The 26,703-nt window shown below is 63.0% G+C and carries 21 protein-coding genes and 2 pseudogenes; 13 read left to right on the top strand and 10 right to left on the bottom strand.

Annotation, left to right across the window (positions count from 1 at the left end):
• Positions 1 to 256: SdpI family protein (locus tag J7G73_RS10050; RefSeq protein ID WP_291246146.1), on the top strand; the 256-nt coding region annotated here is incomplete at its 5' end.
• 57 nt (positions 257 to 313) lie between these two features.
• Here J7G73_RS10050 and J7G73_RS10055 read toward each other — a convergent pair.
• The 7 genes from J7G73_RS10055 to J7G73_RS10085 all read right to left on the bottom strand — a co-directional run bounded on the left by J7G73_RS10055 (position 314) and on the right by J7G73_RS10085 (position 7,967).
• Positions 314 to 2,626, bottom strand: coding sequence for an AAA family ATPase (locus tag J7G73_RS10055; protein WP_291246147.1), 2,313 nt, complete (start codon positions 2,624 to 2,626; stop codon positions 314 to 316).
• Between the two features lie 210 nt (positions 2,627 to 2,836).
• Positions 2,837 to 3,763, bottom strand: coding sequence for a sulfate/molybdate ABC transporter ATP-binding protein (locus J7G73_RS10060; protein ID WP_291246148.1), 927 nt, complete (start codon positions 3,761 to 3,763; stop codon positions 2,837 to 2,839).
• The gene (modB, locus tag J7G73_RS10065) at positions 3,760 to 4,425 is read right to left on the bottom strand and encodes a molybdate ABC transporter permease subunit (RefSeq protein WP_291246149.1); all 666 of its coding nucleotides are present in this window, start codon (positions 4,423 to 4,425) and stop codon (positions 3,760 to 3,762) included. Before modB ends, J7G73_RS10060 begins: the two co-directional genes overlap by 4 nt.
• 61 nt (positions 4,426 to 4,486) lie before the next feature.
• Positions 4,487 to 5,356, bottom strand: a complete 870-nt coding sequence (modA, locus tag J7G73_RS10070) for a molybdate ABC transporter substrate-binding protein (protein ID WP_291246150.1) — start codon at positions 5,354 to 5,356, stop codon at positions 4,487 to 4,489.
• A 104-nt stretch (positions 5,357 to 5,460) separates the two neighbouring features.
• Positions 5,461 to 5,931: a cyclic pyranopterin monophosphate synthase MoaC gene (gene moaC, locus J7G73_RS10075; protein WP_291246151.1), complete on the bottom strand. Its 471-nt coding sequence runs from the start codon at positions 5,929 to 5,931 to the stop codon at positions 5,461 to 5,463.
• A 29-nt stretch (positions 5,932 to 5,960) separates the two neighbouring features.
• Positions 5,961 to 6,983 carry a molybdopterin-binding protein gene (locus J7G73_RS10080; protein WP_291246152.1) on the bottom strand — a complete coding sequence of 341 codons (1,023 nt, stop codon included), beginning with the start codon at positions 6,981 to 6,983 and terminating at the stop codon, positions 5,961 to 5,963.
• Between the two features lie 27 nt (positions 6,984 to 7,010).
• Entirely contained in the window at positions 7,011 to 7,967 is a 957-nt protein-coding gene (locus J7G73_RS10085) for an NTP transferase domain-containing protein (protein WP_291246153.1), read from the bottom strand.
• A 263-nt stretch (positions 7,968 to 8,230) separates the two neighbouring features.
• Here J7G73_RS10085 and J7G73_RS10090 point away from each other — a divergent pair, with 263 nt between their 5' ends.
• The 6 genes and pseudogenes from J7G73_RS10090 (at position 8,231) to J7G73_RS10115 (ending at position 15,956) form a co-directional block, all read left to right on the top strand.
• Positions 8,231 to 9,841, top strand: a complete 1,611-nt coding sequence (locus tag J7G73_RS10090; RefSeq protein ID WP_291246154.1) for a sensor histidine kinase — start codon at positions 8,231 to 8,233, stop codon at positions 9,839 to 9,841.
• On the top strand, positions 9,829 to 10,515 hold the full coding sequence (locus tag J7G73_RS10095) for a response regulator (RefSeq protein WP_291246155.1): 687 nt from the start codon (positions 9,829 to 9,831) through the stop codon (positions 10,513 to 10,515). The genes J7G73_RS10090 and J7G73_RS10095 overlap by 13 nt, the downstream gene beginning before the upstream one ends.
• Before the next feature lie 173 nt (positions 10,516 to 10,688).
• Positions 10,689 to 12,578 (top strand): flavocytochrome c, encoded by a 1,890-nt coding sequence (locus tag J7G73_RS10100; protein WP_291246156.1) that lies wholly within the window; start codon positions 10,689 to 10,691, stop codon positions 12,576 to 12,578.
• A 192-nt stretch (positions 12,579 to 12,770) separates the two neighbouring features.
• Positions 12,771 to 13,175: pseudogene (locus J7G73_RS10105) on the top strand (aldehyde dehydrogenase family protein); the annotation flags it as partial.
• 49 nt (positions 13,176 to 13,224) lie between these two features.
• Positions 13,225 to 13,950: an aldehyde dehydrogenase family protein gene (locus tag J7G73_RS10110; RefSeq protein ID WP_291246157.1), complete on the top strand. Its 726-nt coding sequence runs from the start codon at positions 13,225 to 13,227 to the stop codon at positions 13,948 to 13,950.
• Positions 13,947 to 15,956 (top strand): FUSC family protein, encoded by a 2,010-nt coding sequence (locus J7G73_RS10115; RefSeq protein ID WP_291246158.1) that lies wholly within the window; start codon positions 13,947 to 13,949, stop codon positions 15,954 to 15,956. The genes J7G73_RS10110 and J7G73_RS10115 overlap by 4 nt, the downstream gene beginning before the upstream one ends.
• 118 nt (positions 15,957 to 16,074) lie before the next feature.
• Here J7G73_RS10115 and J7G73_RS10120 read toward each other — a convergent pair whose 3' ends face one another.
• Positions 16,075 to 16,398 carry an HsmA family protein gene (locus J7G73_RS10120; protein ID WP_291246159.1) on the bottom strand — a complete coding sequence of 108 codons (324 nt, stop codon included), beginning with the start codon at positions 16,396 to 16,398 and terminating at the stop codon, positions 16,075 to 16,077.
• A gap of 289 nt (positions 16,399 to 16,687) precedes the next feature.
• On the opposite strand from J7G73_RS10120, the gene J7G73_RS10125 reads away from it, so the two are divergent.
• From J7G73_RS10125 to metA, 3 genes are read left to right on the top strand one after another with little or no spacing between them, the layout of a single operon-like run.
• Positions 16,688 to 17,968: an O-acetylhomoserine aminocarboxypropyltransferase/cysteine synthase family protein gene (locus tag J7G73_RS10125; RefSeq protein WP_087293287.1), complete on the top strand. Its 1,281-nt coding sequence runs from the start codon at positions 16,688 to 16,690 to the stop codon at positions 17,966 to 17,968.
• Between the two features lies 1 nt (position 17,969).
• Entirely contained in the window at positions 17,970 to 19,718 is a 1,749-nt protein-coding gene (locus J7G73_RS10130; RefSeq protein ID WP_291246160.1) for a hypothetical protein, read from the top strand.
• Entirely contained in the window at positions 19,709 to 20,641 is a 933-nt protein-coding gene (gene metA, locus J7G73_RS10135; RefSeq protein ID WP_087293283.1) for a homoserine O-succinyltransferase, read from the top strand. The genes J7G73_RS10130 and metA overlap by 10 nt, the downstream gene beginning before the upstream one ends.
• A gap of 89 nt (positions 20,642 to 20,730) precedes the next feature.
• On the opposite strand, the gene J7G73_RS10140 is transcribed toward metA, so the two are convergent.
• Complete coding sequence (locus tag J7G73_RS10140; RefSeq protein ID WP_291246161.1) at positions 20,731 to 21,891, bottom strand: FKBP-type peptidyl-prolyl cis-trans isomerase; 1,161 nt, start codon at positions 21,889 to 21,891, stop codon at positions 20,731 to 20,733.
• A gap of 705 nt (positions 21,892 to 22,596) precedes the next feature.
• Between J7G73_RS10140 and J7G73_RS10145 the strand changes: the two genes are divergently transcribed.
• The 3 genes from J7G73_RS10145 (at position 22,597) to J7G73_RS10155 (ending at position 25,406) form a co-directional block, all read left to right on the top strand.
• Complete coding sequence (locus J7G73_RS10145) at positions 22,597 to 23,625, top strand: ABC transporter substrate-binding protein (protein WP_291246162.1); 1,029 nt, start codon at positions 22,597 to 22,599, stop codon at positions 23,623 to 23,625.
• A gap of 70 nt (positions 23,626 to 23,695) precedes the next feature.
• Positions 23,696 to 24,601 carry an ABC transporter permease gene (locus J7G73_RS10150; protein ID WP_291246163.1) on the top strand — a complete coding sequence of 302 codons (906 nt, stop codon included), beginning with the start codon at positions 23,696 to 23,698 and terminating at the stop codon, positions 24,599 to 24,601.
• 1 nt (position 24,602) lies between these two features.
• Positions 24,603 to 25,406, top strand: a complete 804-nt coding sequence (locus tag J7G73_RS10155; protein WP_291246164.1) for an ABC transporter ATP-binding protein — start codon at positions 24,603 to 24,605, stop codon at positions 25,404 to 25,406.
• Positions 25,407 to 25,485: 79 nt separating this feature from the next.
• Here J7G73_RS10155 and J7G73_RS10160 read toward each other — a convergent pair.
• Positions 25,486 to 26,544: pseudogene (locus J7G73_RS10160) on the bottom strand (FAD:protein FMN transferase); the annotation flags it as partial.
• Between the last annotated feature and the right edge of the window lie 159 nt (positions 26,545 to 26,703).

A 26,703-nucleotide genomic window follows, 5' to 3' on the forward strand; every position in this document is an offset into this window, starting at 1 on the left:
GCCCCGCATCAAGCAGAACTACACCTTCGGCTGCCGCACCCCCTGGGCGCTGGCGGACGAGCACAACTGGAACCGCACCCAGCGCATGGGCGGCATCACATTTGTGGTGATGGGCGTGGCGCTGCTGTTCCTGGGCCTGTTCGCAAAGGCTCTGGGCGAGGGGCTCACCCTGGGTGCGCTGCTGGTGGTGATTTTCGGCGGCGTGATCTGGATTTACGTTTACTCCTTCCTTGTGTTCAAGAAAATCATGCGGTAAGAAAAAATGCCCCGTGGCCAGCGGCCACGGGGCATTTTGCGTATTGGGAAAGGGGAATCAGCGCAGGATGAGCGCGCCGTTCTCCACGTCCACGGTGAGGGTGTCGCCGGTGTTGTGCACGCCGCCGATGATCTCCCGGGCGATGAGGGTCTCCACCCGGCTCTGGATGAACCGCTTCAGCGGCCGTGCGCCGTAGATGGGGTCGTAGCCCTCGTCGATGATGAAGTCCTTCGCCGCGTCGGTAACCGCCAGCTTCAGCTGCTTGTCGGCCAGGCGGCGGCGCAGGTCGTCCAGCTGCAGCTCCACAATGCCGCCGATCTCGTTCTTGGTCAGAGGCTTGTAGAAAACGATCTCGTCCAGACGGTTCAAAAACTCGGGACGGAACTGGCTCTTGAGCAGGCCGTCCACCGCCTTGCGGGCGTCCTCGCTGATCTGGCCGTCCTCGCCGATGCCCTCCAGAATATACTGGCTGCCCAGGTTGCTGGTCAGGATGATGATGGTGTTCTTGAAGTCCACCACACGGCCCTGGCTGTCGGTGATGTGGCCGTCGTCCAGCACCTGCAACAGGATGTTGAACACATCCGGGTGGGCCTTTTCCACCTCGTCGAACAGCACCACGCTGTAGGGATGGCGGCGCACCGCTTCGGTGAGCTGGCCGCCCTCCTCATAGCCCACATAGCCCGGAGGCGCGCCGATCAGACGGCTGACGCTGAATTTCTCCATGTACTCGGTCATGTCGATGCGGACCATGTTCTTCTCATCGTCGAACAGGGCCTGGGCCAGCGCCTTGGCCAGCTCGGTCTTGCCCACGCCGGTGGGACCCAGGAAGAGGAAGCTGCCGATGGGGCGGTTGGGGTTGGCGATACCGGCCCGGCTGCGCAGGATGGCCTCGCTTACCTTGGTCACCGCCTCGGACTGGCCGATCACCCGCTTGTGCAGGATGTCCTCCAGACCCAGCAGCTTCTCACGCTCGCCTTCCACCAGCTTCTCCACCGGGATGCCGGTCCAGCGGGCCACGATGCGGGCGATCTCCTCGTCGGTCACCCGGTCACGCAGCAGGTTGTCCTGTGCCTGACCGGCGGCCTCGGCCTTCTTTTCCTCTTCGGCCAGCTGCTTCTGCAATTCGGGCAGCTTGCCGTATTTCAGCTCGGCGGCCTTGTTCAAATCGTACTCCCGCTCGGCCTTTTCGATGGCGGCGCCCGTCTGCTCGATCTGCTCGCGGATGCTCTGCACCTTGGCCGCGGCGATCAGGGCACTGTCCTGAATTTTTACGCCGTGGAACACCTCGTAGCGTTCTTTTAAGCCGCGCAGGATGGAGATGGTGTCCTCCACGGTGGGCTCATCCACCATGACCGGCTGGAACCGGCGTTCCAGGGCCGGGTCCTTCTCGATGTACTGTCGGTACTCGTCCAGCGTGGTGGCGCCGATGCAGTGCAGCTCGCCCCGGGCCAGCAGCGGCTTCAGCAGGTTGCCCGCGTCCATGGCGCCGTCGGTCTTGCCCGCGCCCACGATGGTGTGCAGCTCGTCGATGAACAGGATGATCTGGCCTTCGCTCTTCTTGACCTCCTGCAATACGCTCTTCAAACGCTCCTCAAATTCGCCCCGGTACTTGGCACCGGCCACCAGAGCGCCCATGTCCAGGCTGAAGACCTTCCGGTCCTTCAGGTTCTCGGGCACGTCGCCCCGCACAATTCGCTGGGCAAGGCCCTCGGCGATGGCGGTTTTGCCCACGCCGGGCTCACCGATCAGGCAGGGATTGTTCTTGCGCTTGCGGCTCAGAATGCGGATCACGTTCCGGATCTCGGTGTCACGACCGATCACCGGGTCCAGCTTCTGCTGCCGGGCCAGCTCCACCAGCTCCTGGCCGTACTTTTTCAGCACATCGTAGGTGTCCTCGGGATGGTCGCTGGTCACCCGCTGGTTGCCCCGCACGCCGGAAAGCACGCTCAGGAACTTGTTCTTGTCGATGGAGAAACGCTTCATCAGCTCGGCCACCGCACTGTTGGGGTTCTCGATGAGAGCCAGGAACACGTGCTCCACGCTCACATACTCGTCCTTCATGGCGGTGGCGGTGCTCTCGGCCGCGTTCAGCACCTTATCGGTGGCGGCGGAGATATAAATTTTGTCCGCCTCCCGGCCGGAGCCGGTCACGTGAGGCAGAAGGGAAACCTTTTGAGCAGCGGCGGAAACGAAATTGCCGGGCTCCACCCCCATCTGCTGCAGCAGCTGGGGAATCAAACCCTGCTCCTGGTTAGCAATCGCAAAGAGCAAGTGCTCGGGCTCCAGGGTCTGGTTCTGGTATTCAATGGCGGTTTGCTGGGCGCTCCGCAGCGCTTCCAGCGTCTTTTGTGTAAATTTGTTGGTGTTCATTGGGCAAGCCCCCTTTTCATTACCGAACAAAGTAAGAAATTTTATTTGTTTTAGCACTCTAGCGCTTCGACTGCTAACATTGTAGAACTGCTGCTTTTTCTTGTCAAGAGGGTTCACAAAAAATTAACATTTTTTCGATGGGCAAGGCGCAAAAAAGCCCGGCCATCCTGTTTACAAACAGGATGGTCGGGCGAAGCCTGATGCAATCGCTCAGCGGGTGAGCAGCAGAATATTTTCCGGCGCGATGCCCAGCTGGCCGGGCAGGGGATTGGGGCGCTTGTCTTTTGTCATGCGCCACCAGATGTCCGGCATGCCGGGGGTCTGGTTCGCGGCGCGCATCTGGATGATCCACTCAAAGGGCTCCTCGATCTGGCCGGTGTATTCCACATCGAACCGGTTGGCCGGGGCCTTGGGGTGGAAGTAGTGGGCCCGGATGCCGATGGCGCACAGGTCCTCCGGCACAGGGCGGGCGGTGGTGAATTCCAGACCGCCCCAGTCCTCCACCAGAACAGTGTTGGGGCCGATGCGCCGGGCCGCCGCAATGTTCTTGCAGCCGGTGAGCCGTGCCGCCGCCCGGCTGCCCGGGTCGGCGAATACCTCCTTGGTGGCCCCGCAGCGCAGCAGCTCGCCCTCGTCCAGAATGGCCAGACGGCCGCACATGCGGTAGGCCTCGTCCCGGCTGTGGGTCACCAGCAGCACGTCGCCGGACGCCACCCGCTGTTGCTGCCCGCCGGATAATTCGGCCGGGCGGCGCTGCTCCAGCCCGGCAAGGCCCAGCAGTTCCACCGCCTGGCGGTAGAGGGCCTGCTTTTTGGCCTTGTCCTTTTCCCGGTGCAGGCCTGCCAGCAGGTTCTGGCGCACGGTCATGGTGGGGAAGAGGGCATAGCTCTGGAACAGATAGCCCACCCCCCGCTGCTGGGGCGGCAGGTTGATGCGCTGCTCCGAGTCAAAAAGGACGCGGCCGTCCAAAACGATGCGGCCCCGGTCCGGCGTTTCCACTCCGGCGATGCAGCGCAGGGTCATGCTTTTGCCGCAGCCGGAAGCGCCCAGCAGGCCGGTGATGCCGCCGTCTGTTTCCAGCTTTACCTTTAAGTGAAAGGAGCCCGGGTCCTTTTCAATGTCCACAAACAGGCTCATGGGGCGCTCCTCCTTTGCTTTTGCTCCAGCAGGTTCACGGTAAGCAGCACCGCGGCACTGATGGCCAGGTTCACCAGTACCCAGGCAAAGGCGCCCGCGTCGTCGCCGGTGCGCCAGAGCTGATACACGGTGGTGGAGATGGTGGCGGTGCGCCCGGGGGTGTAGCCGATGAGCATGCTGGTGGCGCCGTATTCGCCCAGCGCCCGGGCGAAGGCCAGCACCGCGCCCGCCAGAATGCCCTGGCGGCAGGCGGGCATGCGCACCTGCCAGAAGATGTAGGTGTTGGAAAGCCCCAGCGTGCGGCCCGCGTCCGCCAGCCGCTCGTCGAAGCTTTCAAAGGCGCCCCGGGCGGTGCGATACATGAGCGGGAAGGCCACCACCGAGGCGGTGAGGATGCCGCCGTACCAGGTCATCACGAACTTGATGCCGAAATTGGCGAGGAAGATGCCCAGCGGCCGCTTTGCGCCGAACACCAGCAGCAGGAAATAACCCACCACCGTGGGCGGCAGCACCAGCGGCAGGGTGAGCACCACGTCCAGCAGGCCCTTCACCGTCCGGGGCAGCCGGGCCACATAATAGGCGGCAAAAATGCCGGAAAAGAACACCAGCACGCTGCTGATGGCAGCGATGCGCACAGAATTCAACAGGGGATACCAGTCCATGTGGAAAACTCCAATCCGAAAAGCGGGGCAAGGCAGATTCGCCTTGCCCCGTTCTTTGTGATTATTTGACGGGAGAGAAGCCCACTTCCTCAAACACCTGCATGGCCGCGTCGGTCTGCAGATAATCCAGGAAGGCCTGCGCCTCCTCGCTGTGCTGGGAAATGTTCAGCACGGCGGCAGGGTAGATCACCTGGCCGCACATCTCCTCGGTGGCGTAATCCACGGGGGTGATCCCGGCGCTGTAGGCGTCGGTGCAGTAGACCACGCCGCAGTCCACGCTGCCCTCGGTGACCTGGGTGGTGACCTCCTTCACGTTGGAGCCGTAGGTGATCTTGCCGGCGTTTGCCAGGGCCTCCTCGTCCAGGCCGTAGTGGGTCAGGATCTGCTGGGTGTACTGGCCCACCGGCACATCGCTGTTGCCCATGGCCATCAGGATGTCGCTGCTCTCCAGAGCTTTGGCCAGGTCGTCAAAGCTGGCGATGGAGGCGTCACTGCCCTCGGCCACACACAGGGCCACCTTGTTTTCCAGCAGGTTCACCCGGGTGCCCTCGGCCACAAAGTCCAGGCCCTCGGTGTTCACGCTGGCATCGGCGGTTTTGTCCAGCTGGTCCATCTGCTTCTGCCCGGCCGAGAGGAACACGTCACAGACTGCGCCCTCCTGAATCTGGGTCTTCAGGGTGCCGGAGGAATCGAAGTTGAAGGTCAGGGTCACATTGGGTGCCACGGCCTTGTAGTCCTCGGCGATCTGGTTCAGGGTCTCGGTCAGACTGGCGGCAGCAAACACTGTCAGCTCAACCGGTTCGGCATCCGTTTCGGTCTGGGAATCGGATGCGGACGCCGCGCCGGAAGCGGCGGAAGATGCGCCGCCGCCGCAGCCCACCAGCGAGAATGCCAGTGCGAAGACTACGGCAAGTGCGAATGCCTTTTTCATGGATAAAACTCCTTTTCCCGTATTTCAGGGAGATTTATTTTCAAACCCTGTGGATTTACACCGGGCTGAAGCAAAAGGATCAATCGCGGGGGAAACTGCGCGGCTTAAAACACGAAGTCGCCGCTTTTGCCGCCCTGCTTTTCGCAGAGGTGGATGTCGGAGATGACCATGCGCTTGTCCATGGCCTTGCACATGTCATATACGGTGAGCAGCGCGGTGGAAACGCCGGTGAGCGCCTCCATCTCCACGCCGGTTTTGCCCTCGCACTGCACGGTGCAGCGGGCGGTGATGGAGTGGCTTTCGTCCTCCAGCGTAAAATCCACGGCGCACTTGGTCAGCGCCAGCACATGGCACAAAGGGATCAGGTCGGCGGTGCGCTTGGTGGCCATGATGCCTGCCACCCGGGCCGCGCCCAGCACATCACCCTTTTTGGCGCTGCCTTCCTTCACGGCCTGGTAGCACTCGGCGCTCATGGAGATGCGCCCGGAGGCGATGGCGGTGCGGTGGGTGACGGCCTTTTCGGTCACGTCCACCATGATGGCCTCGCCTTTTTCATTCAGATGAGTAAACGGCATGGGAATGCTCCTTTATATAAAGTGATGGCTCAGGCCTTGCCGAAGCCGCAGTTGGGGAAGGTGCACACCGAACAGTTCAGGCACAGCCCGCCGTTGCCGTAGGCGGCCAGCTGATCGGCGGTGACCGGAACCCCGGCAACCAGATAGGGCAGCACCAGATCGAAAATGGTGCGCTTGGCGTACATCACGCAGCCGGGCAGACCGCACACCGGGCGGTTGCCTTCGGCGTAAGCCAGCAGGAACATGGCCCCCGGCAGTACCGGCGCGCCGTAGCTCACCACGCTGGCCCCGGTGTTTTTGATGGCCAGGGGGGTCTTGTCGTCCGGGTCCACGCTCATGCCGCCGGTGCACAGCACCATGTCCGCGCCCTTGCGCAGCATCTCGTTGGCGGCGGCGGTGATCTTCTCGTGGTCGTCATTCAGCACGGTGTGCCAAGCCATCCGGCAGCCGTACTCCGCCAGCTTCTTCTCAATCACCGGGGTGAAGGAATCCTGAATGCGGCCGTAGAACACCTCGTTGCCGGTGGTCACCACGCCCACCTTCAGCTCCCGGAAGGGCACCAGCCGGAACAGCGGCTCCTCACCCACGGCGGCGCGGGCGGCTTCCATTTTAGAGGCCTCGATCACCAGCGGGATCACCCGCATGCCGGCCAGCTTGTCGCCCTTTTTCACCGCAAAGCCGCTGTGGCGGCAGGCCACCATCACCTCGCCCAGCCGGTTCAGCCGGAACAGGCGCTCGGTATCGGCCAGGAACAGGCCGTCCACCTCGGCGGTCAGCTCGATCTTGCCCTCGCTGGGCTCGCTGGCGCTCATATATTCGTTCTGGCACAGCTGGCGTAAAATCTCGGCCGCGTCGTTTTCGTGCAGGTGGTTTTCGTCGTTTTCCCAGATGTAGATGTGGTCCTTGCCCACGCTCAGCAGCACGGGCACATCCTCGGCCTGGATCACATGGCCCTTTTTGAACACCGGGCCTTTTTTCACGCCGGGAATGATCTGGGTGATGTCGTGACAGAGCACCTGGCCCACCGCATCCTCGGTCTTCATCAGCTTCATAACGGTTCCTCCCATAAATGACTTTTTTCAGTCCTGCGCGGGCAGGATGTAATCAGAAAAATGTTTTTCAAAAATCCGGTGGCAGCAGGCTTGCAGCTCCCGCTGCATGGCGCTGCACCGGTGCAGCAGCGTCCGGCCCTCCTCGGTGAGCCGGGAACCGCCGCCCTGAACGCCGCCGCTCTCCCGTTCCAGCAAGGCAAAGCCCAGCGTGCGTTCCGCTGCGGCGATCCGCCGCCAGCCGGTGGTGTAGGAGATGTGCATTCCCTTGCAGGCGTGCTGCATCGAGCCGCAGGCCTCCACCAGCTCCAGAAAGCGGATCATCTCCTCGTCAAAGAGGGGCTGCTCACCCCACAGCTGCAGCCGCAGCTGCGGCCAGAGAGGGCGGGCGGTGTGCTCCCGGCGGGCAAGGTGGCTCAGCAACAGGCCGTAGTCCTCCGGAGTGTCGGCATCCAGCAGCACAGCCTCGTCCTCCACCGGCAGATCAGCGGGCAGCACCCCGGCCCGGGCCAGCGCGGTTTTCAGGCTGAGACCCGGCGGCGCGGCCAGCAGAGGTTCGATCAGATGCGCATCCAGCGCGGCGGGGTGGCCCCGGCGGCCCCCGTAAACCGGCCGGGCAAAGGGGGCCGGATGCTCCAGCAGACGGCGCAGCGTTTCGGGCAATGGCAGCGGAACATCCACCGGCGTGAGCAGAAACCTGCTGCACCGGCCCTGCAGCAGGGGCAGGCCCTGCCGGATGGAGTCAAACATCTGGGTGTGGGCATACTCCGGGCTGCGGACCACAAAAATCTCCGGCTGGCCTGCCAGATGCGCATCGATCTCCTCCGCGTGCCAGCCGGTCACAACCACCACCGGCCCCACACCGGCGGCACGCATGCTGTGCAGCAGCTGGTCCAGAAAGGTGCTGCCGCCCAGAGGCAGCAGCGGCTTGAACCGGCCCATCCGGGAGGAAAGCCCGGCGGCGGGGATCAGTGCACCGAATGCCATTGCCTGTCCTCCTTTTTCAAAGCGGCGCGGGGCCGCCGATCAACTCTGTTCTGATTTTAGCACAGCAGTCGTTATTTCACAAGAGAAATAACGACGAAAAGAAGGACTTCCGTACTGGCCAAAAAAGCAACCGTCGTCCGCCTGCCGGGGAGGTGGATGCTGGGAACAGACCGGCCAACGCTCTCGTGGACAGGAGCCGACCGGTGTGCTATCATGTCTGTGCCGGGGCCGCTGTGCCCGCAGGGCGGAAAGGAGCGAGGACGTTGAAACAACGGACCATTGAGCGGCAGCTGTACTCCACGCTGATCGGCGGCATCGCCATCATGCTGCTGATCTCGATCAGCATCACCCTGTATTACAGCATCTACCGCCAGAAGCGCCATGTGGACCGTACCATTGCCGACACGGCAGCCATTGTGGCCCACATGCCCCAGGTGCTGCAGACGCTGCAGGGCCAGGGCGACCCGGAAGCGCTGAAGGAATATCTGAACCAGGTGCTGGCGTTGTCCTCCGTCGAGATCATTACCGTATGCGATGCCGCCGGGGTGCGGCTGTATCATCCCAATGAGGCACTGATCGGCAAACGCTTTGTGGGCGGCGACGAACAGCCCGCCCTGGAGGGAGCCGACCCGTATATCACCACCGGCCGGGGCACGCTGGGGGAGCAGCGGCGGGCCTTCTGCCCGGTGCGGGATGATTCCGGCCGGGTGGCAGGGTTTGTGATGGCATCCATGCTGATTCGAAGCATGGTGTATACCCGGGGGCAGATCCTGGCGGTTTATCTGGTGTTTGCGCTGCTGCTGGCGCTCATCGCGCTGGTGGTGGTGCGCCAGATGATGCGGCGGCTGCGCCGGACCCTGATGGGGCACGGCCCCGAGGAATTCGCCGCCATGTATCTGCAGCAGAGCGGAGTTCTTGATGCACTGGACGAGGGCGTGTTTGCCATTGACCGCCAGAGCCGGGTGATTCTGATGAATTCGTCCGCCCGGCGCATGCTGGATATCCCGCCCGGGCAGGCGGTGGAGGGGACCCTTATCACGGAGCTGTTCCCGGAGACTCGACTGCCTCAGGTGATGGAGAGCGGCAGGGCACAGAACAACGTGATTATGGACCTGCGGGGCAGGCGGATCATCACCAGCCGCATTCCGCTGTGCAAGGACGGAGTCTGCGATGGGGCGGTGAGCGTGTTCCGGGACAAGACCGAGGTGACCCGACTGGCCGAAGAGCTCACCGGCACCCGCTTCCTGGTGGATACGCTGCGGGCCTACAACCATGAATTCAACAACAAGCTCCATGTGATTCTGGGCTACATCCAGATGGGCCGCCTGACGGAAGCGGTGGAGTTCATCACCCGCAGCACCCTGCTACCCGCCAGTGCGCTGGCAGCGGTGTCCGAGCGGATCGCGGTGCCGCATCTGGCGGCGCTGATTCTGGGCAAGATGATCCGAGCAAAGGAAAAGGGCATTCTGCTCACCCTCAAGCCGGACAGCCGCTGCATGGCGGACGATCTGATCATTCCCCCGGAGGACTGCGAGACCATTGTGGGCAATCTTCTGGAAAATGCCATCGAGGAGCTGGATCGCCGGGATCATCCGGTGAAGGAGATCAGTCTGGGCGTTTACTGCAGCGGGCAGGGCCTGCTGATCCAGTGCGAGGATACGGGAGGCGGCATCCCGCCGCAGGTGATGGAGCGCATCTTTGAGCAGGGCGTGTCCACCAAGGGCGAAAACCGGGGCACCGGCCTTTCGCTGGTGCACAGCATCGTGGAGGCCTGGGGCGGGCAGATCCAGGTGGACACCGAGCCGGACGAGGGAACGGGGATTACCGTGAGCATCGCCACACAAGCAAGGGAGGCATCGTCATGTATCGAGTGATCATTGTAGAGGACGACCCCATGGTGCGGGCCATCAATCAGCAGTATGTACAGGCACAGGGGGAGTTTTCCGTGGAGGAGACCTTCCATAACGGCGAGGCCGCGCTGGCCTGGCTACAAGAAAACCCGGCGGATCTGGTGATCCTGGATTATTATATGCCGGTGATGGACGGGCTGGAGTTTTTGAAAAAGCTGGCGGAGGTAACGCCCCGGCCGGGGGTGATCGTGGTCAGTGCCGCCAACGAGGGCGGTACCGTGCGCCGCATGCTGGAGCTGGGTGTGACGGACTATCTGGTCAAGCCCTTTGAATACGAGCGGTTCGAGCAGGCGCTGGTCCGTTTCTGCAGCCAGCGGCGGCAGCTGGACCGGATGAGCGAGCAGGACGGGCTGCACCAGCAGCAGATCGATCGGCTGCTGGCACAGCCTCCGGCCGAGGAGCCCGCGCTGAAGAAGGGACTGCAGAAACGCACGCTGGACAAGATCCGCGAATATATGCGCTCCCAGGCGGGCAAAGCCTATACCAGCGAGGAGATCTCCGAGGCGGTGGGCCTGTCCCGGGTGACGGTGGGCCGCTATGTGAACCATCTGGTGGAGACCGGCGTGCTGCACAGCACCGTGGATTATCAGACCGGCGGCCGCCCCTCCATGCTGTACCAATACATCCCGGCGGAATAGCCGCCGGGCAGAGGCGGGAAGCGACAGGATGCCGCCGGATTCGTTTGTTAAAAAACTTTCAAAAGGGTTTGATTAGCTTCAAAACCTTTTGCGCCAGAGAGGCTTACGGTACACTGGTTATGTGAAAATCCGCCTTTGCGGCGGAAAAACAGCGAAAAAGAGGAGAAATGACCATGAAGAAACGGATCATTGCCTTGCTGGCAGCATGCAGCCTGGTACTGAGCCTGGCCGGCTGCGGCCAGACGGGCGCAAGCAGCAGCGCGGGTGTAAGCGGCAGCTTCACCGGCACCGCAAAGGGCATGGGCGGCGATGTGACCGTCACCCTGACCCTGGAGAACAGCGTGATTACCGGCTGCGAGGCCGAGGGCAAGGACGAGACCCCCGGCATCGGCGACAAGGCCATCGAGCAGGTGACCGCCGACATCGTGAAAAACAACAGCGTGGAAGTAGACGCCATTGCCGGCGCCACCATCACCTCCGACGCGGTGAAGGCTGCCGCGGCCGCCGCTCTGGCCGCTGCCGGTCTGGATGCCGCGGATTACGCGGGCGGCGCGGGCAGCGCTGAGCCTGCGGGCGACACCACCTACGATGCCGATGTGGTGGTCGTGGGCGCGGGCGGCGCGGGTATGACCGCTGCCATCACCGCCGCCGATGCAGGCAAAAAGGTCATCGTGCTGGAGAGCCAGGCCCTGGTGGGCGGCAACTCGGTACGCGCCACCGGCGGCCTGAATGCTGCCGAGACCGAAGCACAGCAGAAGAACACCTTTGAGGAGGCTGCCGGCGTGGAGAAGACGCTGGCAGCTGCCAAGGCCTATGCCGATAACGAGACCATCACCCAGCTAGCTGCCCAGGTGCAGAAGCAGTGGGATGCCTATCAGGCCGCGCCGGAAGGCTACTTTGATTCCGTGGAGCTGATGGAGCTGGACACCATGATCGGCGGCAAGGGCATCAACGATCCCGCGCTGGTGGCTACCCTGTGCGAGGGCAGCGCCCCCGCCATTGACTGGCTGGCCGGCATCGGCATCGAGATGCCCAGCGTTTCCAGCTTTGGCGGCGCTTCCGTTAAGCGCATCCATCGCCCGCTGGACGCCGAGGGCAAGGTGGTTTCCGTGGGCAGCTACATGATCCCCAAGCTGGAGGAGAACATGACCAGCCGGGGCGTTCAGCTGCTGACCCAGACCACCGCCAATGCGCTGCTGACCGATGAGTCCGGCGCAGTGACCGGCGTGGAGGCCACCGACAAGAACGGCAATACCGTAACCGTGAATGCCAAGGCTGTGGTGCTGGCCACCGGCGGCTTTGGCGCCAACCTGGAAATGGTGGAGCAGTATGCTCCCCAGCTGAAGGGCTTCATGACCACCAACGCCCCCGGCATCCTGGGCCAGGGCATCGAGATGGCAGTGGCTGCAGGCGCCGCCACGGTTGATATGGACCAGATCCAGATCCACCCCACCGTTCAGGCGGATACCGCCGCTCTGATCACGGAAGGCCTGCGCGGCGACGGCGCCATTCTGGTGAACGCCGAGGGCAAGCGCTTCGTGGATGAGGTGGGTACCCGTGACGTGGTTTCCGCCGCTGAGATCGCTCAGACCGGCAGCTACAGCTGGCTGGTGGTGGACCAGAAGATGGCCGATGCCTCCAGCGTAATTCAGGGTTATATTTCCAAGGGCTACACCGTGACCGGCAACACCGCTGAGGAGCTGGCCGCGGCTGCGGGCATGGACGAGGCTGCCTTTGCCACCACTCTGGAAACCTGGAACGGCTATGTGAAGGCCGGTTCCGATCCCGAGTTCGGCCGCACCAGCTTTGCTGAACCGCTGGACACCGCCCCCTACTATGCCATCAAGGTCACCGCCGGTGTGCATCACACCATGGGTGGCCTGGTCATCGACACCAGCGCTGCGGTGCTGAACGAGAACGGCGAGGCCATTCCCGGTCTGTATGCCGCGGGTGAGGTGACCGGTGGCGTGCATGGCGCCAACCGTCTGGGGGGCAACGCGGTGAGCGACTTCACTGTGTTTGGCCGCATTGCGGGCGAGTCCGCCGCTGCCTTTGTGGGCTGATCCGTACCAATTACATAAAGAGCACTTCAGGGCGCGCACCGGTTTTCGGTGCGCGCCCTGTTTTTGCTGGCAGGTGAAAGGTCGACTGCTTTGTCTTGACCGGGGGTTTATGATATAGTAATAGTTACGAGGAAATACTCGCAGAAGAGACTTATACAACGGCCCGTCCCAGGGTACGATCAGGAGAATCCCATGAAAAATGAACGATTAAACGAGGAAGCTGCCCGCACGCTGCTGGCAGCGCAGAAACAATACTTTGCCACCGGGGCCACCCGGCCGCTGGCCTTCCGGCTGGGCCAGCTGGAGGCACTCTACAAGGCGCTGGAGCGGCATGCCCCGGCGCTGGAGGAAGCCCTCGCACAGGATCTGGGCAAGAGCCGGTTTGAAAGCTACGCCAGCGAGATCGGCATGGTGCTGGCGGGCATTTCCCACATCCGCCGCCACCTGGCCCGCTGGATGAAGCCCCGCACCAAGCTTTCGCCCATGCAGCTGTTCCCCGGCCGCGGCCGGGTGGAGCCGGTGCCCTACGGCTGTGTGTACATTCTGGGGCCCTACAACTACCCGGTGCAGCTGCTGCTGGAGCCGCTGGCCGAGGCGCTGGCCGCGGGCAACTGCGCGGTGGTCAGCCCCTCCGAGCTCACCCCCCATGTGGCCGAGGCGCGCCCATCTCGCCACCGCCTGCGAGCGCATTGCCTGGGGCAAGCTGATGAACGCGGGCCAGACCTGCGTGGCCCCGGATTATGTGCTGGTGGACCGGAGCATCCAAGAGGAATTTCTGCAGGGGCTGGAAGGGGCCATCCGGCGCTTTTACGGCGAGGATGCCCAGAAGAGCCCGGACTACGGCCGCATTGTGAACGAGGGCCACATCCGCCGCCTTTCCCGCATTCTGGAGGAGGACCGGGCGTTTGTCCGGAGCGGTGGCCGGGTGGACGCAGAGGATCGGTACATCGAGCCCACCATCCTCTGCCCGGAGAATATGGACGCAGCCTGTATGCAGGAGGAGCTGTTCGGCCCGCTGCTGCCGGTGTTTGCCTACGATGAGCTGAACGAGGCGCTGGAGATCATCAACAGGGGCGAGAAGCCGCTGGCGCTGTATGTGTTCAGCCGAAGCAAGGCTCTGGTGCGCCGGGTGCTGGATTCCACCGCCAGCGGCGGCGTGAGCGTGAACGACACCATCGGTCATATTCTGGACCCGGACCTGCCCTTCGGTGGGGTAGGCCAGTCCGGTATGGGGGCCTACCACGGCCATGAGGGCTTCCTCACCTTCTCCCATCAGCGCAGTGTGCTGCAGCGGGGACTGTTCCCCATGCGCACCGCCTTCCCGCCCTTCAGCGAGGCCAGCGAGCGCATGGTGCGCCGCCTGATGCGATGAGCGGGGGAAAATGGACGGCGGCCTGGGCCGAGTTCACCCAGAAAAAGCTGCCTGCCATTCGCACCAGGTGGGCGGCGGCGCTGCCCACCATTCTGGTATCGCTCACCCTGCTGTTCAGCATCTGGGGCATCTTCGGGGTGCGGTATGTGGTGATGACCTCCTTTTTGACCCTGGTATTCCGAACCCGTCACCGGCAGGACTTCCGCCCCCGGGAGCTGGCCCGCACGGCGGTGATGATGGCCGCGGTGTGCCTGGCGGCCTTCGCGGCCGGGCGGGGTCTCTGGTGGACACTGGCACTGAATCTGGTGGTGCCCTTTGTGCTGGTGTATCTGCTCAGCTCCAAATTCAGCCCCAAGGCCTATTTCGTTTATGGCATGGAGTTTGTCTTTTTGCAGCTGATGCCCATCACGCCCGCCCAGCTGCCGATGCAGCTGGCGGTGCTGGCCTATGGTCTGGTGGTGGTCACGGCGGCGCTGTGGATTCACGCAAAGATCATTCACCGGCGCAGGCATTTCGGCACCGTGCGCAAGGGCATGGACAACCTGTGCACCCAGCTGGAAAAGCTGGCCCGGGGCGAGAGCGTGAGCGCCGAGCACGCCGCGCTGCCGTCCATGATGATCCACATGACCCAGGTCATCTACGGCAGCCGGGGATATACCTACCTGGCCAACGGCTACGGCAAGGTGAACTATCTGTTCATGCTGCTGTTCCAGCGGTTTTACTATTTCACCGATCACTTTGTGCCCTCGGGCTGGCAGCCCGGTGAAGCGGATGCTGCCTGGCTGCTGGAGCTGGCGGAGCTGTTCCGTCGGGCCGAGCGGGAGCTGAACGGGCCGGAGCATCCGGAGCTGCGCCGGCAGCTGGACCAGCTGCGGGCCGGTCCGGCTTTGAGTGACGAGCGGCAGAATGAGGCCATGGGCGAGATTTTGCGGGTGTTCGGCGTGGCGCTGGAGGCGCTGGAGCAGGTGCACCCGGCCCGTCCCTTGAAGGACTGGAAGCTGCCCGGCGACCAGAACAAGGTGAAGGGGGTGCGGTACGCCTTCGGGCTGGACCAGTTCACCACCCGGTTTGCGGTGCGGCTTTCGGCGGTGCTCTGCCTGGGCTTCGGCTTTGTCTGGCTCACCGGGCTGGAGCACGCCTACTGGTACCCCATGACCGCCTTTCTGATGCTGATGCCCTACGCGGAGGAGAGCCGGATGAAGATCGGCAACCGCATTCTGGGCACGCTGGGCGGGGCGGTGGTATCCATTCTGCTGATGTCGATGTTCCACACCATGCCCCAGTACATCGCCATCATGGCGGTGATGACCTGCTTTATGTACTATGTGCCGGTCACCTCCTGGACCATGACGGTTTACTCCACCTGCTACGGCATGACTCTGGCCCAGCTGCGGCTGGGGCTGATGGAATCGGTGGAGCTGCGGCTGGCCTATGTGGCGCTGGCGGCGCTGACCGCCGCGCTGGCCAACCGGTTTTTGCTGCCCAACACCGCCGGACGGGAATTCCGCAAAAGCGTGGAGGAGCTGTTCGAGCTGGATCTGAGCCTGCTGGGCCAGGTGCGGGAATACTGCCGTTCCGGCAGTCAGGATCTGAACCGGATGCGGGACCGGCTGGTGCGCTCGCATCTTGTGGAAAACGAGATCAAGAGCAGCCTGAAGGGGATGAGCCAGGCCGAGCAGGAGTTCTACAGCCAGATGCTGCCCATGAACCGGCGGCTGGTCAGTGAACTGGAGCAGATCAACGCCTATCTGCGCAGCCGTCCCCAGCTGCTGGGCACCGGCCACAGCCGGATGGCCGCCGAGGTGCTGGACAACCTGGAGGACGCGATCCTGCGCATCAAGCTGAGCTACACCAAAAATGAGCTGGTGCCCTTCTTCGACACCGGCCGCAGCCCCCAGGCCTTCGGCCGCCTGGAGGAGAGCCTTTACTTCAACACCCTGGCGGTGAACTGTTTGCAGACGCTGCGCCAGATGAACGAATTGCTGGAGAGCAAGGCAAACGGATAAAACAGAAAGCAGCCGTGCGGAGTTTCCGCACGGCTGCTTTCTGTTTGTCTGGAGGGATTCGATATCAGCCCTGCATGCCCAGGAACATGCCCAGCACGTAGGGGATCAGCCAGATCAGTCACACAAGGATGCTGAACCGGTGGAAGCTGTGCTGCTTTTCCGCGTTGCCCCGGGTGTAGACCAGGGTGGCCCACACCGCGTGGAACAGCATGAGCACGATGGCCAGCGCGGCGGTGATGCCGTGGGGGCTCAGCAGGCCGGAGCCGTGGGCCATGGTGGACATGATGGTGGTGCCGGTGGTGTCGAACACCAGGCCACACCAGAACAGGATCACGTGGCGCTTCTGCAGGGTGTGGGCCCGGCGCTCGGAAAACACGCCCACGGTGTAAAAGCACAGCGCCAGGGTAATGGTGATGATGGCAGCGATCAGCTGAGTGGTCATAAGAATTGCTCCTTTCGGAATTGCACAGGCCCAAAGGCGGGCCGGATTTGTTTCTGAACGATGTTCATTATGGCCGGGCAGCAGGGTGATGTCAAGACGAAGAAGGAAAAAAGACACAAGGAATGCACGATTGTGAACGTTGTTCAGAATGTGCATGCCCACCCGTTAAAAGGTTTTTTGCCCGGCAGGGGGAGAGGCTCTTGCAAGATGTGCTTTAATCCAGTAAAATACTGAATATACGGTCTGTTTTTCGGCGCCGCAATTCCAAGAAAAAGAGAGGAAAACGATCATGGATCTTCGTTTCAATACCAAATGCGTCCAGGGCGGCTACACCCCCGGCAACGGCGAACCCCGCCAGATCCCCATCATCCAGAGCACGACCTTTAAATACGACACCAGCGAGGATATGGGCAAGCTGTTTGACCTGGAGGCATCCGGCTATTTCTACAGCCGCCTGCAGAACCCCACCTGCGACCATGTGGCGGCCAAGATCTGCGAGCTGGAGGGCGGCACCGCCGCCATGCTCACCGGCAGCGGCCAGGCAGCCAACTTCTATGCGGTGTTCAACATCGCCAGCTGCGGCGACCATGTGGTGAGCAGTGCCAGCATCTACGGCGGCAGCTACAACCTGTTTGCGGTGACCATGAAGCGGATGGGCGTGGAGTTCACCTTCGTGGACCCGGACTGCACCGAGGAGGAGCTGAACGCTGCCTTCCGGCCCAACACCAAGGCTGTGTTCGGCGAGACCATCGCCAACCCTGCCCTCACCGTGCTGGACATTGAGAAGTTCGCCAAAGCGGCGCACGCCCATGGCGTGCCCCTGATCGTGGACAACACCTTCGCCACTCCGGTGAACTGCCGTCCCTTCGAGTGGGGCGCGGACATCGTGACCCATTCCACCACCAAGTACATGGATGGTCATGGCGCTGCCGTGGGCGGCTGCATCGTGGACAGCGGCAAGTTCGACTGGACCGCCTATCCCGAGAAGTTTGCCTGCCTGTGTACCTCGGACGAGAGCTACCATGGTGTGACCTACACCGAGCGCTTCGGTCTGGCCGGCGCCTACATCACCAAGGCCACCGCGCAGCTGATGCGCGATCTGGGCAGCGTGCAGAGCCCCCAGAGCGCCTTCATTCTGAACCTGGGTCTGGAGAGCCTGCATGTGCGCATGAAGCGCCACTGCGAGAACGCGCTGGCCGTGGCTTCCTACCTGGAGAAGCACCCCAAGATCAGCTGGGTGAACTACTGCAGCTTGCCCGGCAACAAGTATTACGATCTAGCTCAGAAGTACCTGCCGAATGGCAGCTGCGGCGTGGTGAGCTTTGGCATCAAAGGCGGCCGCGCTGCTGCTGAGACGTTCATGAAGCACCTGAAGGTGGGCGCCATCGAGACCCATGTGGCCGATGCCCGCACCTGCATCCTGCATCCCGCCAGCAGCACCCATCGTCAGATGAATGACGCTGAGCTGGCCGCCGCCGGTGTGGGCGCCGATCTGGTGCGCATGTCCTGCGGTCTGGAGGATGCTCAGGACCTGATCGACGACATCGCCCAGGCTCTGGAACAGGTATAAGATGAAACGAATGCTGCAAAGAATGGCAGCGCACTGCGCCCCGCCGTCGCCCGGAACCCTCCGGGCGATGGTGCCGGGCGTTTTGTGCGGTTGGGGCTGCGCCGGTCTGCTGGCGCTGGGCCATCCCTGGCTGGCCGGGGCGCTGGCTCTGGCGGCAGCCGTGGCAGCCGGAGGCTGGTGGCAACCCGCCTTCTGGAAGGAAAGCTGGCGGGGCCGGGGCTGGGTGCTGCCCTCTCTGGTGCTGGGGGTGATTCTGGCGGCGGTGATGCTGCTGGAGCCGGTGGCGGACGCTTACTATGCCGCCTGGTACTGGCCGGTGTACAAGGGCCTTGCCTTCGGTTTTGTGCTGGGGGCGCTGGCCGGCCCGCCGCTGCTCTGCACGCTGCGCCGGATGGCAAAAAAGGCCAGAGCCGCCCGCAGTGAGGAGCGTCCGCCCTTCCCGGGGCTGTGGTTCTTTCTGGCGGTTTTGCTGCCGCTGGCGGTGTATTGGGCACGGGTGTTCCCCTACGAGAGCAGCTTTGATCTGGAATACCAGCTGGAGATGCTGCGGGGCCAGATCCCGCTGAACGATGTGCACACCCTGGCCCACACCCTTTTGCTGGGCGTGCTGGGCCAGCAGCCCGGGCTGCTGGTGGCGGTGCAGCTGCTGGCGCTGGCCGGGCTGCTCACCGCCTTTGCCGCCTGGTTTTACCGGCGGGGTATGGGGCTGTTTGCCCTGTGCGCCTGTCTGTGCGGCGGCTGCCTTGGCCCGGTGGTGGGTCAGGCGGCGGCAAGCCCCATCAAGGATATGCCCGCCGCCCTCTGCACCGGTGTGGTGCTCTACTACATGATGCGGCTGCTGGCAGAAGACCTGCGCTTTACCTGGCCTCATCGAATCGCCCTCGGCGCGGCGCTGGCCTTCACCGGTCTGTTCCGCCACAACGGCTTTGTGCTGGTGCTGGCGGCGGGGCTGTGGCTGCTGGTCCGGGGCATCTGCCGCCGGCAGAAGTGCCTGTTGGCCGCGGTGGCGGTGTGCGCCGCCTGCATTGTTCTGGTGGACGGCGTGGCCGCGCCGATTTTAAACGTGCAGCACCCGGCCAACGGCTTTGCGGTGCAGGTGTACGCCACCGGCATCGTGGCGGTGGACCAGCGGGGCGGCGAGATGACCGAGGAGCAGCGCCGCCGCATGGAAGAGCTGCTGCCCATGGACTATGTGGCTCAGTGCCTGGAAAACCCGGACACCGCCCACTTCACCCGCGCCCAGCGCCTGTGCTGGACCCGGGATTTGGGCAGCTATACCCCCAGCGAGCGGGAGCAGCAGTTTGTGCCCCTGCTGGAGGACAGCGCGGGTGTGAACGACGTGTTCAACAATCTGTTCATTCTGGCCGCGGGGCAGAACAAGGCGGAGCTTCTGCGGCTGTATCTGGAGCTGTTTTTGCAGAATCCCTGGCTGTGCACCACCGAGATTCTGCGCAACAACACCAATGTGTGGCGGCTGGACCGGGGCCTCGGTCCCTTCAGCCATGTATTTTATCTGGCGGCGGTGGCTCTGGCCTTTTTCTGCGGCAGCGGACGGGATCTGCTGCGCCGCTGGCCCGCACTGCTGCCGCTGGCGTGCAACATTGCCTCGGTGATCGTTGCTGCCTCCACCAATGAGATCCGCTATCTGCTGCCCACCTTTTTGCTGGCCGTGCCCTGCGCGCTGTTCTTCGCGCTGGAGGCCGGCGGGGCAGACCATCAAACCAAAGGAGTGAGCGAGCCATGCCGCTGATCATCCCGCAGAACCTGCCCGCCTATACGGCGCTGGGGAAGGAAAACGTATTTGTGATGCACTGCCAGCGGGCCGAGAGCCAGCAGATCCGCCCGCTGCGGATTCTGGCGCTGAACCTGATGCCCACTAAAATCGCCACCGAGACCCAGCTGGCCCGACTGCTGGCCAACAGCCCCGTTCAGGTGGAGCTGACGCTGCTGCACACCGCCAGCCATGCTGCCACCCATGTGGCGGGCGAGCATCTTTCCGCCTTTTACAAGACCTTCGACGAGGTGAAGGACCAGCGCTTCGACGGTATGATTATCACCGGCGCGCCGGTGGAGAAGCTGCCCTTTGAAGAGGTGGACTACTGGCCCGAGCTGTGCCGCATCATGGAATTTTCCAAAACCAATGTGTACTCCACCCTGCATGTGTGCTGGGGTGCGCAGGCGGCGCTGTATTATCACTTCGGCATCCAGAAGGAGCTTTTGCCCCAAAAGATGTTCGGTATCTTCCCCCATCGGGTGATGCGGCCCTCCAACCCGCTGGTGCGGGGCTTTGATGAGGTGTTCTTTGCCCCCCACTCCCGGCACACCGGGGTGCGGCGGGACCAGATCGAGGCCTGCGGCGCGCTGCGCATTCTGGCGGAAAGCGACGAGGCGGGCGTGTATCTGATGAGCACCGAGTCCGGCCGTCAGATCTTCGTGACCGGACATCCGGAATACGAGAAATACACCCTGGACGCGGAATACCGCCGGGATGTGGACAAGGGCCTGCCCATCCAGCCGCCCAAAAACTACTACCCGGACGACGACCCCACAAAGGAGCCGGTTTACCGCTGGCGTGCCCACGCCTTTCTGCTCTACACCAACTGGCTGAACTACTATGTGTATCAGGATACTCCCTACGACCTGACCCAGCTGGCCCGGGTGGAGGAGAACTGACACCTTCCCGCCGAAAAACAACAAAAAACCGCCCGACGGAACGCTTCCGGCGGGCGGTTTCGTTGCTGCATGGAACGATCAGGCGGCGATCAGGCCACGGTGGCGTTCTCCATTACGAAGTTGTAGCCGTTGTCGATGCGCAGCTTATGCAGGGGATAGGCGGTGCCGCCGTAGGTCTCCAGGGCGGTGTCGTAGTTGTCGCCGAACACATCCTTCAGGTCCTGATCGGTGGGCTGCAGACCCTCGGCATCCGCAATGGCCTCGAAGATCATCTGCAGCTTGATCTGGTCGGTGTACTGGGTCTTGAAAGCCTCGCGGAAGGCGTCCAGATCCTCGTAGCCGTACATCATCAGCAGGTATTCCACGGGCAGGCCGTTGGCGGCAGCGGTGTTGTTCAGGTTGGCCTCCTCCTGCTCCAGCAGGGTGTTGGTGATCACCTCGGGAACCTCCTTCACCTCGGCGTTCTCCAGCAGGTAGTTCTGCAGGTACTGGGACTTGTTGTACTCGGTCAGGGTCTTGGTGATCTCTTCGTTGGCCTGAGCAGCGGTGGTCCAGCCGTACTGGCTCTGCAGGTTCTCAGCCACGAAGGCGTCGTTGAACTCGGGGTAGATGGGGTCGCCCTCGATGTAGTTGATGGTGGTCTTGAACACGGCTTCCTTGCCGGCCAGCACCATGGTGTTGCCGTCGGCGTCGGTGGAGTCGTTGTAATCCTCAGGGAAGGTAACCACCACGTCGAAGGTCTCGCCGGGCTTGTGACCGATGATCTGGGTCAGGAAGTCATCCACGTAAGCGGTGGAACCGGCGGTTACGGTGGTGCCGGCGCCATTGGTGTTGCCGCCGGTGAACTCCACGCCGTCCACGCTGCCCACGTAGTCGATGTTCACCTGATCGCCGTCCTCAACGGCACGGTCGGTGATCTCGGTGGGGGTGGCGTACTGCTCCACGAAGGTCTGACGCTGGCTCTCCAGGTCCTCCTCGGTGGGGTTGACCTCATCGGCGGGGATGGAGATGTTCTTGTAGTCGGGCAGGGTCACGTAATCGGTCAGATTTACGTCGGCCCACTTGCCGTCCTCGGTCAGGTTCTTGGAGAAGTCGATCTCCACCTGGGAAGCGGCGCTGACGGAAGAAGAGTCGGACGCAGCGGAAGTGCTGGTGCTGCCGGAAGAAGCGGTGCCGCCGCAGGCGACAAGACCGGCGGCCATGGAAACAGCCAGGGCCAGCGCGGCCAAACGGATCATTGCATGTTTCAAAGGGATTTCCTCCTAATTCCAGGGGGGAGAAAAGACCTCCCCCTTGATATTGTTTTTTGCCACAGAATAGTTCTATTATACACCAACCAAGGGCGAAGGGCCAGTGGTTGAAGCAAAATTTACACATCTGTATTATTATACCATTTGTAATATCTGCAAGAGAAAAAACGAAAATTGCTTTTTTATGATAAATTGTTAAAATGTGCTTGACAAACCGGCGGGCCTGTGGTTTAATGAGCCTAAACCGATGAGGCGGAGATAAAACTGCACAGCGCACTTCCAGAGAGTCCGGGTTGCTGGGAACCGGGCAGAGAGCGGGGCAGGGGGCCGAAAGGCCTGAAATGGACCGCCGAGGGCAGGGCGAACAGAGCGCGAGCGCTTTCAGTAGTCTGGGCCGGGTACCTCCCGTTACAGAGGCAGGGCGTGTTGGCGCCCGGTGAGGTGGCTTCCGTTTTTGGGGAAGCAAGCAAGGTGGCACCGCAAGTTTTGAAGAAATTCAGGACCTGTCCTTGCTCATGGCATCGCCATGGGCAAAGGCAGGTCCTTTTGTTTTTGCCCGGCGAGTACACCGAACGATGCACCAAAGGAGGGCACACGCATGAAACGCTATGCCGAAGACAACCGGTTTTCCACACGATGGCGGGCAGGATGTTGAAAAGAGTACGCCGACCCACCCATGACCACACAACGAAAGGAAGACCGATGATGAAAACCATGAAAACCAGACTGACCGCCCTGTTTGCCGCCGCTGCCATGGCCCTGAGCCTTGCGGGCTGCGGCTCCGCCGCCTCTTCCACTGCTTCTGCCGCCTCCGGCAGCGGCCAGAGTGCGGACTACACCGTGGGCATTCTGCAGTACACCAGCCATTCCAGCCTGGACGAGATCGCCGCGGCCATCCAATCCGAGCTGGAGCAGCAGGCGCAGGCCGCCGGCGTGACCATTAACGTGGAGCTGAAGAACGGCCAGGGCGACGCGGCCACCATCAAGGATATCTGCACAATGTTCGTGTCGGATAAGGTTGACCTGATCATCCCCATCGCCACCCCGGCCGCAACCGTTGCCGCCGCGGCGGTGCAGGGCACCGACATCCCGCTGGTGTACAGCGCCGTCACCGATCCGGTGACGGCCCAGCTGGCCAAGAGCATGGAGGCCCCCGGTGAGAATATGACCGGCACCTCCGATTACATCGACACCGCCAAGATTCTGGATCTGGTGCTGGCCAACGACCCGGACACCAAGACCATCGGCCTTGTCTATAACCTGGGCGAGAGCAACAGCGCCGCCACCATCGAGGCCCTGCGCCCGGTGCTGGAGGAGAAGGGCATTCAGGCGGTGGAGAGCACCGTTACCACCCCCGGCGAGGTGCAGATGGCCGCTCAGAACCTGGTGAGCAAGGGCGTGGACGCCATCTTCGTGCCCATCGACAACACGGTGGCCAGCGCCATGAGCGTGCTGGCGGATGAGGCCATCAAGGGCGGCGTGCCGGTTTACACCGCAGCGGACAGTCTGGTGCGGGACGGCGGTCTGGCCACCACCGGCGTCAACTACACCAAGCTGGGCGAGCTGACCGCCCAGATGGCCGTGCAGGTGCTGCAGGGCGAGGACCCGGCCACCATGCCGGTGCAGGTGCTGAACGATGGCATCGTGACCGTGAACACCACCACCGCCGCCGCCCTGGGCATCGACCCCAATGTGTTCGATCTGTCCGGCGAGGGTTACGTGAGCGTGGAATAAAACCGGGAGCATCAGCGCCCGCCGCAGCCTGCGGCGGGCCATCCGTGTGTTGAAAAGGAGAAGTGAGTTTATGAGCATCATGCTGCTGCAGGGAGCGGTGGAGCAGGGCTTCATCTACGCCCTGGTCGCTCTGGCGCTGTATCTGTCCTACCGGACGCTGGACATCGCCGACCTGACCACCGACGGTACCTTTGTGCTGGGCTGTGCGGTGAGCGCGTCGCTGGCCAGTCTGGGCCAGCCGGTGCTGGGTCTGGTGGGCGGCTTCGGCGCGGGCCTTCTGGCGGGCTTTGTCACCGCCTTTCTGCATACCCGGCTCAAGATCCAGGCGATTCTGGCGGGCATTATCACCATGACCGGCCTGTACACCGTGAACCTGTGGGCCATGGGCGGCCGGGCCGACCTGCCGCTTCTAAAGGTGGACACCATCTTCACCTACACCCAGAGCTTTCTGGGCGAAAGCTACGGCAAGCTGATCACCGTGGCCCTCATCACCTGTGTGGTGGGCGTGCTGCTGGCGCTCTTTTTAAAGACCCAGCTGGGCCTTTCCATCCGGGCCACCGGCGACAACCGGGATATGGTCTCCGCTTCCTCCATTGACCCCTCCTTCACCATCACCGTGGGCCTGTGCCTGGCCAACGGCCTCACCGCTCTGGCGGGCGGCGTGCTGGCCCAGTACCAGATGTCCAGCAACCTGAGCCTGGGCACCGGCGTGGTGGTCATCGGTCTGGCCAGCCTCATCATCGGTGAGGTGGTGGTGCGACGGGGCGGCGTGGGCCGCTGCATCGCCGGAGCCATCGTGGGCTCGGTGATCTACCGGGTGCTGATGGTGTTCGCGCTGCGGGCCAGCGCCAACCCCGCCAACCTGAAGCTGATCAGCGCGGTGATCGTGGCGGTGGCCATCGGCTGGCCCGCGCTGGCGGACCGGCTGCGGCTGGAAAAGCGCAAAGCTGCCGCAAAACAGAAAGGGGGCCGTTGAGATGCTGTATCTGGAAAATCTGAGCAAGACCTTCGCGCCCGGTACCGTGAACGAAAAACACGCGTTGAACGGGCTGAGCCTGCATCTGGAGCCGGGGGACTTCGCTGCCATTGTGGGGTCCAATGGCGCGGGCAAGAGCACCCTGTTCGGCGCCATCGCGGGCAGCTTCTTCACCGACAGCGGCCGCATTGTGCTGGACGGCAGGGACATCACCTTTGAAAAGGAGCACCGGCGCAGCCGCCAGATCGGCCGCCTGTTCCAGGACCCGCTGCGGGGCACCGCACCCCGCATGACCATTGAGGAGAACCTGGCCCTGGCCTATCTGCGGGCCAGCGGCAAGGGGGCCAGCTTCGGCCGCATCGGCAAGGCCGAGCGGGCTCTGTTCCGGGAAAAGCTGGCCGGTCTGGGCCTGGGTCTGGAGGACCGGCTGAGTCAGCCGGTGGGCCTGCTCAGCGGCGGCCAGCGACAGGCGCTGACCCTGCTCATGGCCACGCTGGTCACCCCCAAGCTTTTGCTGCTGGATGAGCACACCGCCGCGCTGGACCCGGCCACCGCCGACAAGGTGTTGGAGCTGACCCGGCGCATCGTGGCGGAAAACAGGATCACCTGCCTGATGATCACCCACAACATGCAAAGCGCTCTGGAGCTGGGCAACCGCACCCTGATGATGGATTCCGGCCGCATCGTGCTGGACCTGAAGGGAGAGCAGCGGGCCGGGCTTTCGGTGGAGGACCTGCTGCGCCTGTTCCGGGAGAACGCGGGCAAGCAGCTGGACGACGACCGCATCCTGCTTTCCGGCGAATAACCTCCAGGGTGGCCTTGACGGAATCGCCGAAGCCGGAGGAGTAGACCACCGAGCCGTCCTTCAGCATCCACATGGCCTCCACGCCCTCCAGGCTTTCCACCAGGGCCTGGCCGTCTTCCAGAGTCAGGCAGAACAGGCCAGTGGACAAGCAGTCGCCCAGGCCGGAGTCCGGCACCAGCACCGCCACGGCGGAGAAGTGATCCGCGGGCATCAGGGTGTCCGGGTCGATGATGTGGTTGTAGCGCTCGCCGTCCACCTCGTAAAAACGCTGGTAGTCGCCGCTGGTCACCAGGGCCATGTCCTCCATGTAAACGGAGACCAGATAAGGCGCGTCGTTCACCACCTGACCGGCCATGTCCGCCGAGGCCCAGGGGTCCTGGATGCCGGCGGTCCACTGGGTGCCGTCCGGCTTGTGGCCGATGGTGCGCACGTTGCCGCCCACGCTCAGAATGGCGCTGGCCAGGCCCCGCTCCTCGGCGGCCCGGGCCACCATCTCCACCGCGTAGCCCTTGCCCACGCTGCCCACGTCCAGCTGAAGCTGGTCATCGGCAAAGTAGACGGTACCGGCTTCCTCGTCCAGCACCAGGTCGTCGATGCTGCAATGCTCGCTGGCGGCAGTCAACTCCTCCATGGGGGGCAGCTGGGCGCTGTCCGGATCGTTCAGGCCTGCTTCCCGGTAGTCGTGCCAGATGCTCAGCACTGCGCCGAAGGCCACATTCATCTGGCCGCTGGTGGTCTTGTACATTTCCTTGGATTCCACCAGCAGGTCCATGATCCGCTCATCCACCGCCACCGGGCCCTGGGCCGCGCTGTGGTTCAGGTCGTACAGGTTGGTCACGCCCTCATAGTGGTTGTAGATGTCGTACAGCTGGTGGTACTCGGCCAGATCCTGATGCAAAGCGTCCATCTGCCGGTCCCATTCCTCCTCGCTGGGCGCGTAACCGATCACGGTGGTCACGGTGTCGAACACATCATACCAGCTGGCCGTGTATTTCTCCCATCCGGCCATGGCCGGGTCGGCGCTGGCCGAGGAAGCCTGAGAGGCGGAAGCGGACGTGGAAGCGGGGCTGCCGCAGCCGGCCAGCGAAGCGGCCAGCAGCACAGCGGCGCATCCCGCGCAGAGAAGACGTTTTACCATAGCAACAAAAGATCCTCCGTGTGAAGACTCAGGCCGCGCCAGCAGGGCGGGCCCGGAATGAATAACAGAAAACGGCCAGACCGCCGGGGCCTGGCCGTTTTTTCATTTTAACAGATCACGCCGTGATGCGCAAGTTGCTGATCAGGCCAGAGCCTTAGC

The organism is Allofournierella sp., assembly GCF_017889395.1.
Taxonomy (GTDB): Bacteria; Bacillota; Clostridia; order Oscillospirales; family Ruminococcaceae; genus Allofournierella.

Coding starts and splice junctions, on each gene's coding strand:
- J7G73_RS10055 (WP_291246147.1), bottom strand. CDS start 2,626: ATGAACACCAACAAATTTACACAAAAGACGCTGGAAGCGCTGCGGAGC.
- J7G73_RS10060 (WP_291246148.1), bottom strand. CDS start 3,763: ATGAGCCTGTTTGTGGACATTGAAAAGGACCCGGGCTCCTTTCACTTA.
- modB (WP_291246149.1), bottom strand. CDS start 4,425: ATGGACTGGTATCCCCTGTTGAATTCTGTGCGCATCGCTGCCATCAGC.
- modA (WP_291246150.1), bottom strand. CDS start 5,356: ATGAAAAAGGCATTCGCACTTGCCGTAGTCTTCGCACTGGCATTCTCG.
- moaC (WP_291246151.1), bottom strand. CDS start 5,931: ATGCCGTTTACTCATCTGAATGAAAAAGGCGAGGCCATCATGGTGGAC.
- J7G73_RS10080 (WP_291246152.1), bottom strand. CDS start 6,983: ATGAAGCTGATGAAGACCGAGGATGCGGTGGGCCAGGTGCTCTGTCAC.
- J7G73_RS10085 (WP_291246153.1), bottom strand. CDS start 7,967: ATGGCATTCGGTGCACTGATCCCCGCCGCCGGGCTTTCCTCCCGGATG.
- J7G73_RS10095 (WP_291246155.1), top strand. CDS start 9,829: ATGTATCGAGTGATCATTGTAGAGGACGACCCCATGGTGCGGGCCATC.
- J7G73_RS10100 (WP_291246156.1), top strand. CDS start 10,689: ATGAAGAAACGGATCATTGCCTTGCTGGCAGCATGCAGCCTGGTACTG.
- J7G73_RS10110 (WP_291246157.1), top strand. CDS start 13,225: ATGTGGCCGAGGCGCGCCCATCTCGCCACCGCCTGCGAGCGCATTGCC.
- J7G73_RS10115 (WP_291246158.1), top strand. CDS start 13,947: ATGAGCGGGGGAAAATGGACGGCGGCCTGGGCCGAGTTCACCCAGAAA.
- J7G73_RS10120 (WP_291246159.1), bottom strand. CDS start 16,398: ATGACCACTCAGCTGATCGCTGCCATCATCACCATTACCCTGGCGCTG.
- J7G73_RS10125 (WP_087293287.1), top strand. CDS start 16,688: ATGGATCTTCGTTTCAATACCAAATGCGTCCAGGGCGGCTACACCCCC.
- J7G73_RS10130 (WP_291246160.1), top strand. CDS start 17,970: ATGAAACGAATGCTGCAAAGAATGGCAGCGCACTGCGCCCCGCCGTCG.
- metA (WP_087293283.1), top strand. CDS start 19,709: ATGCCGCTGATCATCCCGCAGAACCTGCCCGCCTATACGGCGCTGGGG.
- J7G73_RS10145 (WP_291246162.1), top strand. CDS start 22,597: ATGAAAACCATGAAAACCAGACTGACCGCCCTGTTTGCCGCCGCTGCC.
- J7G73_RS10150 (WP_291246163.1), top strand. CDS start 23,696: ATGAGCATCATGCTGCTGCAGGGAGCGGTGGAGCAGGGCTTCATCTAC.
- J7G73_RS10155 (WP_291246164.1), top strand. CDS start 24,603: ATGCTGTATCTGGAAAATCTGAGCAAGACCTTCGCGCCCGGTACCGTG.